Source organism: Streptomyces sp. NPDC019890 (genome assembly GCF_044903445.1).
Taxonomy (GTDB): domain Bacteria; phylum Actinomycetota; class Actinomycetes; order Streptomycetales; family Streptomycetaceae; genus Streptomyces.
Genome location: NZ_JBJDQK010000011.1, coordinates 231,233 through 245,056, shown reverse-complemented (window position 1 = coordinate 245,056; position 13,824 = coordinate 231,233). Strand labels below are relative to the sequence as shown.

Annotated in this window: 12 protein-coding genes, 2 pseudogenes and 1 riboswitch; of the genes and pseudogenes, 6 read left to right on the top strand and 8 right to left on the bottom strand. The window is 68.8% G+C overall.

The features are described 5' to 3' along the window. Positions 1-146: 146 nt before the first annotated feature. Positions 147-341, bottom strand: a riboswitch (cobalamin riboswitch). A gap of 101 nt (positions 342-442) precedes the next feature. From ACI2LP_RS27630 to ACI2LP_RS27620, 3 genes and pseudogenes are all read left to right on the top strand, one after another. Beyond that, positions 443-616: pseudogene (locus ACI2LP_RS27630) on the top strand (short-chain fatty acyl-CoA regulator family protein); the annotation flags it as partial. A 157-nt stretch (positions 617-773) separates the two neighbouring features. Next, complete coding sequence (locus tag ACI2LP_RS27625) at positions 774-1,751, top strand: GlxA family transcriptional regulator (RefSeq protein WP_404727223.1); 978 nt, start codon at positions 774-776, stop codon at positions 1,749-1,751. A 191-nt stretch (positions 1,752-1,942) separates the two neighbouring features. Beyond that, complete coding sequence (locus ACI2LP_RS27620) at positions 1,943-2,707, top strand: MBL fold metallo-hydrolase (protein WP_404727222.1); 765 nt, start codon at positions 1,943-1,945, stop codon at positions 2,705-2,707. 53 nt (positions 2,708-2,760) lie between these two features. Here ACI2LP_RS27620 and ACI2LP_RS27615 read toward each other — a convergent pair whose 3' ends face one another. From ACI2LP_RS27615 to ACI2LP_RS27590, 6 genes are all read right to left on the bottom strand, one after another. Beyond that, complete coding sequence (locus tag ACI2LP_RS27615) at positions 2,761-3,171, bottom strand: VOC family protein (RefSeq protein WP_404727221.1); 411 nt, start codon at positions 3,169-3,171, stop codon at positions 2,761-2,763. A gap of 5 nt (positions 3,172-3,176) precedes the next feature. Continuing rightward, positions 3,177-3,626: a helix-turn-helix transcriptional regulator gene (locus ACI2LP_RS27610; protein ID WP_404727220.1), complete on the bottom strand. Its 450-nt coding sequence runs from the start codon at positions 3,624-3,626 to the stop codon at positions 3,177-3,179. A gap of 128 nt (positions 3,627-3,754) precedes the next feature. Continuing rightward, positions 3,755-4,984, bottom strand: a complete 1,230-nt coding sequence (locus tag ACI2LP_RS27605; protein ID WP_404727219.1) for a cytochrome P450 — start codon at positions 4,982-4,984, stop codon at positions 3,755-3,757. 142 nt (positions 4,985-5,126) lie between these two features. Continuing rightward, on the bottom strand, positions 5,127-6,518 hold the full coding sequence (locus ACI2LP_RS27600; protein ID WP_404727218.1) for an NAD(P)/FAD-dependent oxidoreductase: 1,392 nt from the start codon (positions 6,516-6,518) through the stop codon (positions 5,127-5,129). Next, positions 6,508-6,753, bottom strand: coding sequence for a ferredoxin (locus ACI2LP_RS27595; protein WP_404727217.1), 246 nt, complete (start codon positions 6,751-6,753; stop codon positions 6,508-6,510). Before ACI2LP_RS27595 ends, ACI2LP_RS27600 begins: the two co-directional genes overlap by 11 nt. A gap of 112 nt (positions 6,754-6,865) precedes the next feature. Beyond that, positions 6,866-7,525 carry a hypothetical protein gene (locus tag ACI2LP_RS27590; protein ID WP_404727216.1) on the bottom strand — a complete coding sequence of 220 codons (660 nt, stop codon included), beginning with the start codon at positions 7,523-7,525 and terminating at the stop codon, positions 6,866-6,868. A gap of 618 nt (positions 7,526-8,143) precedes the next feature. Between ACI2LP_RS27590 and ACI2LP_RS27585 the strand changes: the two are divergent. Continuing rightward, positions 8,144-9,465 (top strand): annotated as a pseudogene (locus ACI2LP_RS27585) (beta-ketoacyl synthase N-terminal-like domain-containing protein). A gap of 78 nt (positions 9,466-9,543) precedes the next feature. Further along, positions 9,544-10,089: a DUF5988 family protein gene (locus ACI2LP_RS27580; protein ID WP_404727215.1), complete on the top strand. Its 546-nt coding sequence runs from the start codon at positions 9,544-9,546 to the stop codon at positions 10,087-10,089. Between the two features lie 27 nt (positions 10,090-10,116). Here the strand turns inward: ACI2LP_RS27580 and ACI2LP_RS27575 are convergent, their stop codons facing one another. Next, positions 10,117-10,761, bottom strand: a complete 645-nt coding sequence (locus tag ACI2LP_RS27575) for a response regulator (RefSeq protein ID WP_404727214.1) — start codon at positions 10,759-10,761, stop codon at positions 10,117-10,119. After that, positions 10,746-11,891, bottom strand: coding sequence for a GAF domain-containing protein (locus tag ACI2LP_RS27570; RefSeq protein ID WP_404727213.1), 1,146 nt, complete (start codon positions 11,889-11,891; stop codon positions 10,746-10,748). The genes ACI2LP_RS27575 and ACI2LP_RS27570 overlap by 16 nt, the downstream gene beginning before the upstream one ends. A gap of 269 nt (positions 11,892-12,160) precedes the next feature. Between ACI2LP_RS27570 and ACI2LP_RS27565 the strand changes: the two genes are divergently transcribed. Next, positions 12,161-13,819: a long-chain fatty acid--CoA ligase gene (locus ACI2LP_RS27565; RefSeq protein ID WP_404727212.1), complete on the top strand. Its 1,659-nt coding sequence runs from the start codon at positions 12,161-12,163 to the stop codon at positions 13,817-13,819. Positions 13,820-13,824: the final 5 nt, after the last annotated feature.

Below are 13,824 nucleotides of genomic sequence, written 5' to 3'. Positions count from 1 at the left end.
GCGAGCTCTTTGTCAAGCGGCCCGGGACGGGTCGAAGACGCGAAGGGGATGGCAGACCGGGCGAACCACGTGCTGTGTTGTCGCGCGTGACCGCCTGATATGTACGCCGACCCGCCCTCGAGGTCACCGGGACTCCGCGCACGAATGGTCGCGCGCGGGCAACGGGCAGGTCTTCGGACTCGCGGGCACATCTGCCAGGCAGACACCTACTGGCCGTTGCTTCCCAGACCCGGCCGGGTCCAGTGCGTATGACGGCGGTCGTTCCCGCTCACCGCTGCGGGGCAGTCCCGGATTTCCACCGGGTTCCCTCTTACGACGCTGCCCGCTAGAGCCCCATGCAGAAGGCAAGGGGAGGACGGGCAGCGAACCAGCTGCCCGGCCAGACTATGCGCTGCGCGGCGTCGCGGACACTTCCGTTCACAGTCCGGACGCTGAAATGAGCGGGCTCGACCTGGACAACGCCTCCGCGGCCACCCCGATCGGCATGGGCTGCCGCGTCTGCGAACGCCTCGACTGCCCGCAGCGCGCCGTGCCCCCGCTCGGGCGGTCGCTCGCCATCGACGAGAACAGCAGCACCTTCGTCCCTTATCCGGTGCGGGACGGCAAACCCCGCTGATCTCCGCCCGCCGCGCTCGTCGGACACATGCCGTTGAGACGGGAGTTGCGCCACCTACCCAGTGGTTTCCGTGTGCGTCCCGCCCGGGTCTCCGATGGCCGGATGTGAGACAAGCTCGTCATTGCGGACCACAGCAGCGAGGCGAAATCATCAGCACATGCCCGCACCGCACAGAGTCGTCATCGTCGCCTTCCCCGGCGTCGAGTTGCTGGACGTCACGGGGCCGGCCGAGGTGTTCTCGGTGGCCTCCCGCGTCGCCGGAGCGGGCCGTCCCGGCTACCAGGTGCAGATCGCGACGGCTGACGGAGGTGACGTACGCACCTCCAGCGGCGTTCGGCTGATGTCCGATCTGACTCTGGAGGAAGTGGACGGCCGGGTGGACACCCTGCTGGTCTCCGGTGCGATCACCGAGGTCGAAGGCAGCGTCGAAGCGGTGGTCGACATGAGGGTCACCGCTTGGCTGCGCGGGGCCGAGCCCCGGGCTCGCCGGATCGGGTCGATCTGTGCCGGGGCACATCTGATGGCCGCGGCAGGGCTTCTGGACGGCCTTCGGGCCACGACCCACTGGCTCACCGCCGAGCAACTGGCCGCCGAGCACCCGGAGATCAGCGTCGAGCCGGATCCGATCTTCATCCGGTCGGGGAGGGTGTGGACCTGCGCGGGTGTCACCTCGGGGATGGACATGGCCCTGGCCATGGTGGCCCAGGACCACGGCCAGCCCCTCGCGCTCGCCACCGCCCGCATGATGGTCATGTATGTCAAGCGCTCCGGCGGACAGAGCCAGTTCAGCGTGCCGCTTTCCGTCCAGGCTCCCGCAGGTGACCGGATTGAAGTGCTGTGCCGGTGGATCGGCGAACACCTCGATGAGGACCTCTCGGCCGAAGCCCTCGCCGCACGCATGCACCTGAGTCCGCGTCACTTCTCGCGCCTGTTCGGTCAGCGCACCGGCAGCACTCCAGCCGCCTATGTCGAGACCGCCCGGCTTGAGGCAGCCCGCCGACTGCTGGAAGAGACGGACCTGAGCCTGCCGGAGATCGCCGCCGCCAGCGGCCTCGGCTCCGTGAAAACCCTGCACCGATCCTTCCAGCGCCGGGTGCGGACCACTCCGGCCGAGTACCGCCGCCGCTTCCGTTAGGCCGGCCCGCACACCGACCCACCCAGATCGCAGTGCGGTGTCCGGCTGCCCCGGTCGAGTGTCATCTTCCCGACCCCGGCCCCGGCCGATCACAGCCGTACGCACGACCCATGGCTGGGAGCGTCCGCCGACTCGCGGCGAGTACCTCAACTGCCCGAAAGCACAACAGTAACTACCCGATGAAGGACACCATGCCGCACACAAAGGTCATTCCGATCCCGATCCTGGGCAAGCGAACCATCAACGCGTACCTGCTGCTGGGCCGACGTCCCGTCATCGTCGACGCCGGCATGCCCGGGAGCGCCCGCAGGATCTACGACCAGGTCGCCCGGCATGGAGTGGATCCCACGGACATCGCGCTGATCGTCATCACGCATGGCCACATCGACCACTTCGGCTCGGCAGCCAAGCTGCACCGGCTCACCGGCGCCCCTGTCGCCGGCCACGTCGCCGACCTTGAACCGTTCCGCACCGGCCGGGCCCGCGAACCGTACCTGCCGACCGGCCCGATGGGCCGCCTCCTGGACCGGAACAGGAATGTGCACGTCCAGACCGACCCCTTCGAACCGGACGTGCTGGTCCGCGGCGAGACGAACCTCGACGACTTCGGGATCGCGGCCCGCATCATGCCCACCCCCGGACACACCGCCGGCTCGGTCTCCGTCCTCACCGACACCGGTGACCTCGTCGCCGGCGACCTCATAGCCAACTCCTTCATGGGCCTCATCCCCGGAAGACCGGCCAACCCGCCCTTCCACGACGACCCCCTGCGCAACCTGGCCAGCCTGCGCGAGATGCTCGCCCTCAACCCCACCCGCCTCCACGTGGGCCACGGCACCGCGCTCGACCCCGACCGCGTACGACGCTGGGCAACCCGGGAACACCAGCACCTTTCCCGCCTGGCCACCCGCGGACGCCTCTCCACTCGCGCGGGAAACCCCGGGGGGCAGACCTGAGCCCGAAGAGTATGAGGGCGAGGCGTGGCGCGGAGGATGCGATCGCGGATGGCTCAGCGCAGTTCCTGGATGCGGATCAGGTTGCCCGCGGGATCGCGGAACGCGCAGTCGCGAACGCCGTACGGCTGCTCGGTCGGCTCCTGGACGACCTCCGCGTCGCCGGCCTGCAGCCGCTCGAAGGTGCCGTCGAGGTCCTTGGTGGCCAGCAGGATCCAGCCGTAGGTGCCCTTGGCCATCATCTCGACGATGGTGCGGCGCTCGTCGTCGGTGACCCCAGGGTCGGCGGCCGGCGGCGCCAGGAGGATGGACGTGCCGGGCTGGCCGGCGGGGCCGACCGTGATCCAGCGCATCTTGCCGTTTCCGACGTCGCTGCGGACCTCGAAGCCGAGGGTGTCGCGGTAGAAGGCCAGGGCGGCATCCGGGTCGTCGTGCGGGAGGAAGCTCGTGTGAATGGTGATGTCCATGGCACTCACGCTAGCTGCGACTCCGTGACACGCGCTTCTCGATTCCTGATCGGTCTGGTCACCTGTTTCGCCATGCACGGCGGCATCCCCGCCGTCCCGCGCGCCGCCTGGCGCCGGTAGGTGCTGGGCGGCATACCGACCAGCTCGGTGAAGCGAGTGCTGAAGGTGCCCAGCGACGAGCAGCCGACCGCGAAACAGACCTCGGTGACGCTGAGGTCGCCACGAAGCAGCAGCGCCATCGCGCGCTCGATCCGCCGCGTCATCAGATAGCCGTACGGCGACTCGCCGTAGGCGAGCCGGAACTGGCGGCTGAGGTGCCCGGCCGACATGTTCACGCCGCGGGCCAGCGCCTCGACGTCCAGCGGCTGCGCGTACTCCCGGTCGATCCGGTCGCGGACGCGGCGCAGCCGCGCGAGGTCGCGCAGGTGCTGCGCTTCGTCGGGTCTGCTGGTCACTTACGCGATCGTGCCACGTCGCGCCGGAGTTGCCCAGCGCCGCCGGCGTCCCACCCCACTCCGCGTCCCTGCACCGCCGGACGTTCCTCCTGGCCATGCGCCCAGAGTCCTCCCGCCCGGCAACACACCTAGGGCCGCAGGCCGTCGAACTCGATGTTCAGATGGCGAGGTCCCCGCAGGACGGCGTTCTGGCGGTAGGGCGGAGGATCTTCCACCAGGCGGGGACTGACGAGCCTGCGGGCGAGCTCGGACAGGGCGGTCTGGGCCTCGAGGCGAGCCAGCGGCGCGCCGAAGCAGCTGTGGATACCGCTGCCGAGTCCCAGGTGCTGGATGTCCTTCCGGTCCGGGTCGAAGCGGTCGGGGTCCTCGAAGCGCTGCGGGTCACGGTTGCCCGACGCCAGAACCAGCCACAACGACGATCCCTTGGGGATGGTGACACCGCGGACCTCGATGTCGGCGATCGGTGTGCGCTGCGGCAGCAACTGCACCGGTGGTTCGTAGCGCAGCAGCTCCTCCACGATCGGCACGGCCAGGCGCGGCTCGTCCCGCAGGCGCTGAAGGACATCGGGGTGGCGCAGCAGGGTGAGCATCCCGTTGGTGATCAGGTTGACTGTCGTCTCATGGCCTGCGATGAGCAGCAGAGCCGCGGTGCTGAGCACCTCCATCGTGGTCATGGCTCCGTCCGGTCCACCACCCGTGACCAGCTCGGAGAGCATGTCGTCACGCGGCGACTTGCGCCGCTCCTCGATCAGCCCGGCCAGGTACATGCCCAGTTGTGTCTTGGCCTCCTTCGCGATGCGGTCCCGCTCGGCGTGGTCCTCGTTCGGGGCGGGATCCAGGCTGGCGGCGAGGGTGTCGGCCCAGGTGTGGAAGCGTGGTTCGTCCTCACGCGGCACCCCGAGCAGTCGGCAGATCACCGTGACGGGGAACGGGTAGGAGAACTGGTCGACCAGGTCGATGCGGCCTCCGTTCGCGAGTCCGTCGATGAGGCCGGAGACGATCTCACCGAGCTCCGGGCGCATGCTCTCGATGTGCACGGGGCTGTGTGGTGGCCCGAAGGGGCGGTTGGTCATACGGCGCATCCGGTCGTGCTCCGGGGGGTCGAGCCGCAGGAAGCCGGGCGGCAGGCTCGTCTCCTCCTCCGGCTGCTGCAGCTCGTCGGCCACCGACGCGGTGCGATTCCGGGCCTCGGAGCTGATCCGCGGATCGTGCAGCAGGCTCAGGATGTCGTGGTAGGTGCTGATGACGTACGGACCGTCCTCGTCGTGGGCCACCGGCGTCTTCCGGAGCTCCGCGTAGAGGGGGTAGGGGTTGGCGCGGTTGGAGTAGTCGGTGATCTGCCGCAGGAGTGACGTCATGACAGGTCCTTGTTGGCGTGGGCGCCGGCCGTGGAGACGTTGCCGGAGGCGGTTCGGGCGGTGGAGTGGTCCGGCCCCGGACGGACCCGCACGGGAGGGGCTGCCGTCGGACGGCCCGCGGTCTTCGGACTGCTCGCGGTCGTCATCGGCCGGGGGTGAAGACCATCCGCCGGTCGGCGGGCGAGTAGCCGCCGAGGGTGACGGTCGGACCGTGGGTCGGCACGGAGGGGTCGGGGAAATCGGCCGGGAGCGGGCGCTGTCCGTCGGAGCGCCTGTCCAGGGTCGGGAACGGCGGCGGGAACGGCGCGGTCGACTCGATCAGCCGCTCGTAGAACGGCAGCCACCGCGAGTTGTCGAAGGTGACGGCGCCGATGACGCGTCCCTGGTATCCGTACACTCCCGTGAACCTGCGCTCCGCGAGTGCACCCTGGCTGATGAGGATCTCCTCGCCCATGGACGGCACCCCGACCGACTTGATGTTCACCCCGAACTGGGAGGACCAGAAAGCCGGCACCCACATGTGCGGGCGGCGGTCCGCGCCGGCGCTGACCATGTTGTGCGCGGCGATCTCGGCCTGCGAGACGGCGTTGCCCCAGTGCTCCAGGGACAGGAACTGGTATCCGAACAGGGGGTGCGGGGACCTCCCCACGTCGCCGGCGACGAAGACGTCGTCGGTCACGATGCCCCGGATGTCGAAGGCACGGCATCCCGCGTCGCACGCGATGCCACGCGGGCCCGCACCCAGTCCGGATCCGGCCAGCCATTCCGTGTTCCGGGTCGCGCCGAGCGAGACGACCACGATGTCCGCCTCGACCGCGGCGCCGTCGGACAGGTGAGCGGAGCGCACCCGCCCCGCGGAGTCACCCTCCAGCGAGGTGACCATGACACCGCAGCGCAGGTCCACGCCCTGCTCGCGCTGCATCTGTGCGGCCACATCACCGATCACACCGCCGAGGGCACCGACCAGGGGCGCGGCGGCGCGTTCCGCGACGCTGACCGCAATTCCGCGCTCCCGGCAGGCAGAGGCGATCTCCGAGCCGGTGAATCCCGCGCCGATCACGAGCACCCGGCGTGGTCCCTGCGCGAGCCGGCTGTGCAGCCGGGCCGCGTCGTCGCGGGTGCGCAGGACGAAGACCCCGTCGAGCTCCGCCTCGCTCTGGTTCGGCCACGGACGGGGCCGTACACCGGTCGCGATCAGCAGCCGGTCGTACGCCACCTCGTCTCCGTCGGCGAGGTGCACCCGCCTCGCCGCCATGTCGAGACCGGTGGCCGCGACCCCGAGGCGCCACTGCGCGTCCGGGTCCCGTCGCCGAGGTAGCGCGGTGCGGTCGGCGGCAGCCTTCCCCAGCAGGACCTGCTTGGACAGGGGCGGCCGGTCGTACGGCTCGTACGGCTCGTCGCCGATCAGCGTGAGGGAACCTGCGAAGCCCTCCTCACGCAGCGTCTCCGCGGCCCTCAGGCCGGCCAGTGAGGCGCCGACAATCACGATCCGTCCCTCGCGCCTCAGCCATTCCAGCTGGCGGTCACCGTCCACGGGATGCCTCCTCACCGGGCGCGGTAGGAGCACCGGCCGTTTCGTCCAGGCCCTCCACGAGGATGGCCTGGACGGGGCACGCGGCCACGGCACGCGCCATGTGCTCCCTCTGCTCGGCGTCGGCCTGCGGGTTGTACAGCAGTGCCTCGTCGCCATGCATGGCGAAGACATCGGGCGCCAGGAACGCGCATTGCGCATATCCCTGGCAGCGGTTCAGATCGACGACAAGCCTCATCAAGGTGCGCCCTTCCAGTGGTTCCGTTCCTCAGCTTGCGGGTGTTGTCGCGTTGTCGCGAGCACAGACGGGCCAGAAGCGTCATGGGTCCGCAACGCCCGGGAACAGCGCGTCATGACGGGGAGGCCGATGCGGACCGCCGACCGGCCACAAGGATGTGCAGGCTGACAACCAGGGCCCACAGCGGGAAGACCAGCTCCGACCAGGCGATGCTGTCCGTCACGAAGAGCAGCGTCAGGGCGACGAGATAGCCCAGGACGGACAGCCATCGGGGAAGGACTCCGAGCTGGTGCCCGATGGAGGAGGTCGACAGGGTGAACACCGCTGCCATGCGCATCGAATAGGTGGTCAGAAGGCCGTAGGTGAAGTGCTGGCCGAAGTACTGCAACTGCCCGGAGCCGGTCCCGGACGCACCCGCCGCGGCCAGCAGGCTTCCCGCTGCCGCCGCGGCGCCGAAGAGGGTCGCCACGAAGAGCAGACCGCTGCCCAGGAACACAGTGGCGACGAACTTGTCCTCCGCGTCCCCGATACGTGCGCGTACAGCGCCCATGAACCACAGGAAGAAAATGCCCGCGAACGGGATGAGGCCGAGCGCCGTCTGCACCGTGCGCCGCCGCGAGGCATCGGAGAACCAGTCGCCGCCCACATCACCCGGTTCGCCGGGCAGCGCCAGGCGGACCAGAACGATGGCGGCGCCGAGCAACAGAGCGAAGATGACGCCCACCAGGCCCGCGGCCCGTGGAGTACGCAGCGCCTGATGTCTTCTCGCCATGGGCGGCCGCTCGCTTCCTCTCCGCGTCCGTGGGTCACCCGATTCCGGGACGGACCACTGCAACCAGAAAGAACCCGTAATCGTGGCTGCGCCACCCCGAACGCGCGTGAGGGTGACACGCGGCCTCAGCAGTCCGGACATGGGCTGCCGAGTCCGAGCGTCCCTGCCGACTGCGCCTGTGCCGGGCACCTTGCCCGCTGAGCCCGAGCGAGTGTGCCCGGCACTTGCGTTCGGGGTGCACTGAGAATCTCCAACTTTCTCAGTCGTCGAACCCCGGTCTTCGGGAAAGCGGAATACGCCGGTGGAGTTCAGGCGCACGTTTGCCGTTAATCAGTGCTTCGAGCGCCGTGGTATTGGCCCATCGGTAACTGCCCGTAACGCCTTAAGGTAAGGACAGCCTTTCCAAACCAACCGTATTCGGCTTTGTTCAAGCTGTCGGCGGTCGGCAGGTACGCCGGGCACTCATCGCCCCGCGAAAAGGCGCCAGTTGTCTTCGAGCAGGTCCCGGCTGCGAGCCGGGCCGCTCACCAGTGCGTTCGGCATTCCGGGTCCTGACCGACCCAGCCCCTGGCAGTGGTGTGATGCTTCGCCATGCCGTCCAGCGTGCGGAGGTGTGACATGAACGGTCGAGCTACGGCAACCCGAGCAAGTTCGGGAGCGAGTGCGCGGGATGTTGTGGTTACCGGGATGGGGTTCTGCCTGCCGGGGGACGGCCGGCCCGTTTTCACCGCGGAGGAAGTCTGGGACATCGCGTCACACGGACGCTCATGTCTCTTGCGTGACGGCGTCTATCACGGACCGGTGCACCTTTCGGACTCGATGTTCGAGGAACGTCTGCCCGAATTCCCGGGGTTTTCGCCCGTCACTTCACCGCCGCGCATCGGTTCGGCCTGGTCTCGCTGGCAGAGGCGTGCGCGGATGCCGAGTTGAACCCGTACGCGGGAGACCTGACAGCCGCGGCGATTCTGGCCGGCCGGGGCGGGGTGGATGCCCAGGTGGGCAGCTACCAGGCCGTCCTGAGGGCCGATCCTGAAACGATCAGCGCCCTGGAGGCGATGGATCTCTTCATTGGCACCGAACTGGCCGTTTCCCCTTCCGATGTCGCACTGGTGCAGGGAGCGGTGACCCGCTCCACCGGTCCTTGCTACACGGTGTCCTGCGGTTGTGCGTCGTCCGCCGTCCAGCTCGGAAATGCCCGCCGCATGATTGCCGATGGCGTGGTGGACATTGCGGTGGTGACCGGCGTCGACGTTTTCAACGTCGGTCTGGTCCGGAACGCACAGCGTCTGTTACGTGTCGCGCAGCAAGCGAACGCGTCCATCAGATCGGCCGGAAAACCCGCGCTCCTGCCGTCGTTCGACCGCCTTATGCGGCCGTACGACCGGCGTGCGGACTGCGTGAACTACGGCGAGGGTTCTGTGACATTGATCCTGGAAAGCCGGGACCACGCACATCGGCGTTGTGCCCATGCATACGGCCAGATACTCGCACAGGCCACGACCCGCGACGGGCTCGCCAACCCGCTGGCGAGCGACGAGAGCGGAATGGGGCTCGTGGCCGCCGTCCGTGCATGCCTCGGAGACCGGTGGTCCATCGAGCAGGTGCCCTACATTCACGGCGGCAGCGACGGCGACGCCGTCGTCACCGCTTTTGAAGTCAATGCGGTCAGACACTTGTACGGCTCGGCCGCGGCCCGGCTTCTCATGACGTCCCAGGAAGGCTGTTTCGGCCACAACGGAGCCCCGGCGGGATGCCTCGGAGTGGCGTTGACCCTCCTCATGATGGAACGTGGCGAGGTATGTCCTACGGCGAATTGTGAGCAGCCGGCCGACGGTCTCATATTCGATCCGGTCCCCGGTGTGCGGACCCGCACCTACCAGATCGGCGGCGTGAAGAGCGCCGTCCTGCTGGGAAGCCTGGACGCCGGTCAGCGGGGCTGAGAACCCGAGCGGCGTACAACCCGTCCACAGTGCGTTTCGATCCGGGCCCGTCCGACTAACGGGAGGGGGAGGTATCCCATGGTTCAGCGTGAGTACCCTGCGAGCGGAGAGGACGAGCGTATCGCCGTTGTCGGACTGGGGTGCCGACTTCCCGGCGATGTCGATTCGTCCGCCGCACTGTGGCGACTGCTTGCCGAGGGTCTGGATGCCGTCGGGGATCCTCCCGCCGGCCGTGGGGCATCAGGCGCTCAGCACGGCAGCGTCGGGTCCGGGAATCCGATGGCTCGACAGGGCGGCTATCTGCGGGACGTGTTCGGCTTCGACGCGGACTTCTTCGGGGTCTCCGGACGTGAGGCGGACGTGCTCGACCCGCAGCACCGGCTACTTCTGGAGGTCGCCTGGGAGGCACTGGAATTGCACCAATCGAGTCTAGTGTTCCTTCAGGGAGGCCCGGACGACCTTCCTCAAGTCTGGGCGATGCCACCCGGAGGGTGCGGAGAGCCGGTCAAGATTTTGCGCCACAACGCCTACGAGCACTTCGAGTTCACGCATGAGTACCGCACCCTGCACGGTGAAACCATGCCGGTCTACGGCTGGGTCTACCGCACGTACATCGCCGAGTGATCGCATGCGCTTGAGTCGGGACACCACCTAGAGAATCCCTCGCTCGCTGGCGCGGGCCAGCGCTTCTACGCGGTTGCGCGCGCCCAGCTTCTCCAGCGTTCGCTGGAGGTAGGTCTTGACCGTGTTCCTCGTCAGCCCCAGGACTTCTGCGATCTCCGGGTTCGTTTCGCCCATCGCCACCCTGCGCAGGATCTCGTACTCACGGCGGGTCAGCCCGCTCTCTTTGAGCCTTCTGGCCAGCAGCACATTGAGGAGATGGTCCGGGCTGGTTCGAACAACTCGTTCCCCGGCGTTGACCCGGCGGACGATGTCCACCAGATCCGATCGCTCGGCGTCCTTGACGACCACGGCCTGCGCTCCGGCGCCGAGCGCCTCCTCCAGAGCCGCGTGCTCCGGGTAGGCCGTGAAGATCACCACCTTGACACCGGGAACATGGGTCCGCAGCGCCCGGATCACCTCGGGGGCGAGCATGTCGGGCAGGCGCAGATCGAGCAGCACGACATCCGGCTTCAGGCGTTCTGCCTCGACGACCGCTTCCCGGCCGGAGCTCGCGTATCCCGCCACGGTGATCCAGGAGGCGTTGCCCAGCGCCAGCGCGACACCGTCGCGGACGATGGGATGATCATCCACCACAAGCACATGCACGGTCGGCTCGTTCACGCCGGCACCCATGCCTGGACGGTGACGCCGCCGTCCTCGTTGCGGAAGACGTGCACCTTGCCGCCCACCCGCTCCAGGCGCTCGGACATGGCGGACAGGCCGAGGCCGTGGGAGTGCCCGCCCATCGGTGGCAGACCGACTCCGTCGTCGGCGATGGTCACGCAGAGCCCCCCGGACAGGGTGAAGACGCTGACCACCACGGAACGGGCCCGCGCATGCTTCTCGACATTCAGCAGCGCTTCCCGTATCGCGTAGGACAGTGCCTTGACCGGAGCCGGCGCGAGAACCGGCACCTCGGTGACAATGATGAGGCGGGCGACGACTCCGGTGCGCTCCTGGAAGGCCCGGCAGTCGCCGCGCAGCGCGACTCCCAGGGCGACCTGCTCCGGCGGCGCGTTCAGGGCATGGAGGGATACGCGCAGCGCGGCGGCGGCTTGGACGGCCTGCTCCTCCAGGTCACTGAGCCGTGCCTGCACGCTGTCCTCGGCCGGCAGCTCGTCGGCCAGGGTGCGGATGCCCGCCCCCAGGGAGAACAGCATGGCCCCCATGGTGTCGTGGAGTTCCAACGCGAGCCGACGTCGTTCCTCGTGCACGGCGACCTCGGCCGCATGGCGGGCCCGCTCCGCGACGACGGCGGCGGCCGCGGCCTGGCTCGCCGCCTGCTCCAGGGCCTGGGCAGTCCGGTCGCTGAACGGGTCGGTCTCCCGGTTGGCGCCGTAGAGGACACCGAACAGCCGGCCTTCGTGCATCACGGGCACAGCAATCATCGCGCCCAGGCCCTCCGTCTCGGCCTGGGCCTTGAAGTGATGGGTGATGGTGTCGGAGCTGCGGTAGTCACTGACCCACAGAGGCCGGCGCCGGAGCATGACCTGCCCGCCGAGCCCGCATCCGGAGGGTACGACCAGGCCGTTCACGGCGGGTGTCCGGGTGTTCACCGTGTGCCCGAGCACGATCCGGTCCTCGCCGTCCGGTTCGCCCACCCAGGCCACATCGACCCCGCTGAGCTCGGGCACATGGTCCACGACCCGGTGCATGGCGACCGACTGGTCGAGCAGGCCGAGGATCTGGCTGTATCCCTCGGTGAGCTCGAACAGGGCGTTCGGCAAGGGCCGTTCCCGCCCCTTGCCTGCCTCGTCTGTCATGGTAAGTCGCCTCACGCCCTGCGGACCGTGTCGAACGCGCTTGTGCTCCGCTGCACACATGGTGACCTGGGGCGGCTGCTGAGTCCATCTCCGAATGGAGACCTCTGAAGCTACACCTCCCCCTGGAGCTACCCGCCCTCCCCGGCGAAACCCAAGCTCTCGCCCATCGCCACAGCGGGCGATGGAAGCGACGGAGGCTTGATGTGAGCTCGGCACCGCTTACCGGCCCAGCCACTGGCCCTCGAACCGACACGGGACCGAAACCGAAGATGACCATGGAAGTGTCCAGCCGTCCCGCCGTCCCCAGCACCATGCAGGACGTGCCGCTGCTCGTCCGCAGACTGCTGGAGAACGGCATGAACCTGCACGGCGGCAGTGAAGTGATCACGGCCACCGACAACGGCACAAGGACTGCCACCTACGCCCAGGTCGGCCGCAACGCCGCCAGGCTGGCGCACGCGCTGGCCGGCCTCGGCGTACAGCCGGGCGACCGGGTGGCCACGTTCATGTGGAACAACCAGGAACACCTGGAGGCATACCTCGCCGTACCCGCCATGGGCGCTGTGATCCACCCCCTGAACATCCGCCTTTTCCCGGAACAGCTCACCTACATCGCCAACCACGCCCAGGACACGGTGGTCATCGTCGATGCCTCCCTCCTGCCGGTCTTCGCCGAGCTGCTGCCCGACATGCACGCCGTGCGGCACGTGGTCATCAACGGCGAGACGAAGTCCTCGGTCCTGCCCTACGGGCCGGCTGCCGTACACGACTACGGCCGTCTGCTGGCGGAGCGGCCCCAGACGTACGACTGGCCGGACCTGGACGAGAACCAGGCGGCAGGCATGTGCTACACGTCCGGCACCACGGGTAATCCCAAGGGCGTGGTGTACAGCCACCGTTCGCTGTACCTGCACTCGCTGGGCATCAGCCTGCCGGACCTCATGGGCATCTCCGCCCGCGACCGCCTGCTCGCCATCGTCCCGCAGTTCCACGCCCAGGCCTGGGGCCTGCCGTACGCGGCGTTCCTGACCGGCGCCTCGCTCGCCATGCCGGACAGGTTCCTGGCCCCCGCGCCCCTCGCGGAGTTCATCGCCGCCTCCCGCCCCAACAAGGGAGCCGGTGTGCCCACGGTGTGGCAGGGCCTGGCCAACCATGTCGCCCAGCACCCGGAGGCCGACATCTCCTCCCTCCAGGAGGCCGTCGTGGGCGGCTCCTCGTGTCCGCCGTCCCTGATGCGTACCTACGAGGACGAGCTCGGCATCCAGCTGCTGCACGCCTGGGGCATGACCGAGGTGTCGCCGCTGGGCGCCCTGGCCCGCGTGCCCGAAGGCGCGGAGGGCGAGGACGCCTGGCGCTACCGGCTCACCCAGGGCCGCTTCCCGGCGCCGGTGGAGGCCCGGCTCATCGGCCACGACGGGACGGTCCTGGCCTGGGACGGCCGTAGCGTCGGCGAGCTGGAGGTGCGCGGCCCGTGGATCACCGGCTCGTACTACCTCGACGACGACCCGGAGAAGTTCCACGACGGCTGGCTGCGGACCGGCGACGTGGGCACGATCGCCTCCGACGGCTTCCTCACGCTCACCGACCGGGTCAAGGACGTGATCAAGTCCGGTGGGGAGTGGATCTCGTCCGTCGAACTGGAGAACCACCTCATGGCGCACCCGGGCGTGGCCGAGGCGTGTGTCGTCGGCGTCCCGGACGACAAGTGGGGTGAACGCCCCCTGGCCGCGGTGGTACTGCGGCCCGGCAGCACCGCCGCCTGCGGGGAGTTGCGGGGCTTCCTCGCCGGGAAGGTCGCCGCATGGCAGCTCCCGGAGCGCTGGGCGCTGGTCGAGGAGGTGCCCAAGACATCTGTCGGCAAGTTCGACAAGAAGAGGGTGCGCAAGCAGTACGCGGACGGGGAGCTGGAGGTGGACGTCATCACATAGCCCCC

Bases quoted from the DNA above. Each gene is read 5' to 3' on its own strand.
- ACI2LP_RS27625 (WP_404727223.1), top strand. From the start codon at position 774: ATGCCCGCACCGCACAGAGTCGTCATCGTCGCCTTCCCCGGCGTCGAG.
- ACI2LP_RS27620 (WP_404727222.1), top strand. From the start codon at position 1,943: ATGCCGCACACAAAGGTCATTCCGATCCCGATCCTGGGCAAGCGAACC.
- ACI2LP_RS27615 (WP_404727221.1), bottom strand. From the start codon at position 3,171: ATGGACATCACCATTCACACGAGCTTCCTCCCGCACGACGACCCGGAT.
- ACI2LP_RS27605 (WP_404727219.1), bottom strand. From the start codon at position 4,984: ATGACGTCACTCCTGCGGCAGATCACCGACTACTCCAACCGCGCCAAC.
- ACI2LP_RS27595 (WP_404727217.1), bottom strand. From the start codon at position 6,753: ATGAGGCTTGTCGTCGATCTGAACCGCTGCCAGGGATATGCGCAATGC.
- ACI2LP_RS27590 (WP_404727216.1), bottom strand. From the start codon at position 7,525: ATGGCGAGAAGACATCAGGCGCTGCGTACTCCACGGGCCGCGGGCCTG.
- ACI2LP_RS27580 (WP_404727215.1), top strand. From the start codon at position 9,544: ATGGTTCAGCGTGAGTACCCTGCGAGCGGAGAGGACGAGCGTATCGCC.
- ACI2LP_RS27575 (WP_404727214.1), bottom strand. From the start codon at position 10,761: ATGGGTGCCGGCGTGAACGAGCCGACCGTGCATGTGCTTGTGGTGGAT.
- ACI2LP_RS27570 (WP_404727213.1), bottom strand. From the start codon at position 11,891: ATGACAGACGAGGCAGGCAAGGGGCGGGAACGGCCCTTGCCGAACGCC.
- ACI2LP_RS27565 (WP_404727212.1), top strand. From the start codon at position 12,161: ATGACCATGGAAGTGTCCAGCCGTCCCGCCGTCCCCAGCACCATGCAG.